We start from the raw sequence: 2,305 nt of genomic DNA, 5'->3' as shown, positions 1-2,305 counted from the left end.
TCCCATGACCATGGGGCGAGATCCGCCGATAGGCTCATCGGCGCACCAAAAGAGCACGAACGCACAGCGATGGGGGCAGCGGTGGCGGACGACGGATTCGACTTCAGGCCCGGAGCGCAGGTTCCGCTGCAGGGGGGCGGGGGGCAGACGGCGGCGACCAACGCCCTCGCCTCGGCCGCCTACCGGGACGGCGGCAAGGACAGCAAGCTGGAGAAGATACTCACCGCCAACAGCGAGAACCACCCCGCGACGGTCAAGCCCCCGAAGATCTCCCTCTTCGAGCCCAGCCTCGGCGAGGCCTTCTGTCGCGCCGTGGAGGCCCGCACGCTCGGGGCCGGCCGCAAGCCACTGATCCAGTCCTTCGGCGCGGATCCGCAGACGGTCGTGGAGCACTGCCTGGCCGCCTCGCACATCCGCAAGGAGCGAGACCGCCGGCTCCGGCTGATCACGCTGGTCTGCGGTGTGCTGTTCCTGCCCGGGCTGCTGATGTGGCTGGGCCTGTTCCAGCTGCGCAAGAGCCTCGCCTCCAAGGAGGGCAGGAGCTCGTGGCTGGGCACCGTGCTCCTCGTCGGCGTCGCCCTCGTGGTGGCAGTCCTGATGTTCAAACTGCCGCTGACCGGCTTCCTCGGGCTGTACGTCCGCGCCATGATCATCGCCCCGGCCCTGGGCTGGCTGCTCGCCCGCCGCACCTGCGAGGCCACCGCCAGGGACCTGCGCTCGCGGTGGGACGGGCTGCTGTCGGGCGGTGGGGTCGGCGCCAAGATCCCGGAGGCCGTGCCCGGCAACCCCGACGAGAAGGCGCGCGAGGACCTGCGCCACCAGCTCGCCAAGCTGACCGCGGAGGACCGGAGCAACCAGGTCTTCTACGCGGGCCCCAAGGGCATCCTCGGCATGGGCACCCGGTGGGGCAGCTGGCAGATGGCCGAGGAGCTGGTCCCCAAGAGCGAGGGCATGGAGATCCATCCCTTCCGCAGCTGGGACGTCATACGCGGGATCGACGCCCAGCTCCGCAAGCTGGAGCGGGGCCCCTTGCACACCGGCGGCTTCCCGCCCGCCGCGATCCAGCACTGGATCGTCACCCCGATCGGCGAGGGCGCCGCCGAGGTGGCCCGCCCCACCGGCGAGAACGTGGACGCCTTCCTCATCAAGCCGCACGAGATCACCCGGATCTGCAACGAGCAGCAGTTCAGCGCCGGCAACCGGCACTACCTTGGCATCCAGTACCCGCTCTGGGACGGCCAGCTGGTCATCAACATGCTGGTCACGGTCACCGTGCTGTACAAGACGCTGCGCGTGGACGTCACCGCGCACGCCCTGGGCCCCGTACACGGGCTGTTCACGACCAAGTCCGCGGCCCCGGTGGTGGAGGTGCCCAAGAGCATCCGCTTCTGGGAGACCGTGGAGCGCCCGCTGCCGCTGGTGGACGCGCAGGAGGTGGTGCGCCTCGCCGTGCGGGCCCCGCTGACCTGGTACCCGCCGCTCCTGGACTTCTTCGGCGGCAAGCTGGTCCTGCCCGAACCGTTCGGCCTGCGGCACGTCTGGGCGAGCTCGATGTGGCGGCACCGGTTCATGGCGGACGACGCCCTGCGCACGGTGGCCCCCGTCCTGCGGTCGATCCACGCGGCGACCTTCAAGGTGCTGGAGGAGAACGGCGTCGACACCGACCGCTTCACGAACCGCTCCTCGATCATGAGCGGGCTCATCCAGGAGCCGGCTCCGCGCAAGGCCGACGTCTACGACGCGTAGGTAGGCTGGAGGGGCGGCCGAGGAGGGACCATGACCGAGCGCAAGCCACCGGGGGTCAGCTTCGAGTCCTTCGTGGACCGGCAGATCCGGCAGGCCACCGAACGAGGTGACTTCAGGAGTCTGCCCGGCTACGGCAAGCCGCTGGCCTCGCTGGACGCGCCCTACGACGAGCAGTGGTGGATCAAGGACAAGCTGCACCGCGAGGGCTTCGCCGTCCTGCCCCCGGCGCTCGCGCTGCGCAAGGAGGCCGAGGACGTCAGGGAGCAGGTCCGGGCGGCCCGCTCGGAACGCCGGGTACGGGACGTCCTCACGGAGATCAACGAGAAGATCGCCGCGGCCCTGCGCATGCCCCCGCCGGGCCCACCCCTGGGCCTGACGGAGTTCGACGTCGAAGCCGAGGTGAATACCTGGCGCCGGGACCGCCCGGACCGGGCCTGACCGGCGCCGCTCCGACGAGACGGCCTAGGCCGTCTCTTCCGGATCTTGTCGGGTGAGCCCGGGTCGTCCGGTGCGGTGGCTCGCAAGGCGGAGGGGCTCGCGTGTACCGGTCGTACTCGTG

Annotated in this window: 2 protein-coding genes; both read left to right on the top strand. The window is 70.6% G+C overall.

What is annotated here, in order from left to right:
- Positions 1-81 precede the first annotated feature (81 nt).
- Entirely contained in the window at positions 82-1,746 is a 1,665-nt protein-coding gene (locus tag ACWGIU_RS35970; protein WP_453712293.1) for a hypothetical protein, read from the top strand.
- Between the two features lie 30 nt (positions 1,747-1,776).
- Positions 1,777-2,184: a DnaJ family domain-containing protein gene (locus ACWGIU_RS35965; RefSeq protein ID WP_453712292.1), complete on the top strand. Its 408-nt coding sequence runs from the start codon at positions 1,777-1,779 to the stop codon at positions 2,182-2,184.
- Positions 2,185-2,305 lie beyond the last annotated feature (121 nt).

Source organism: Streptomyces sp. NPDC054840 (genome assembly GCF_053611065.1).
This window is presented reverse-complemented; position numbering and strand designations above follow the sequence as displayed.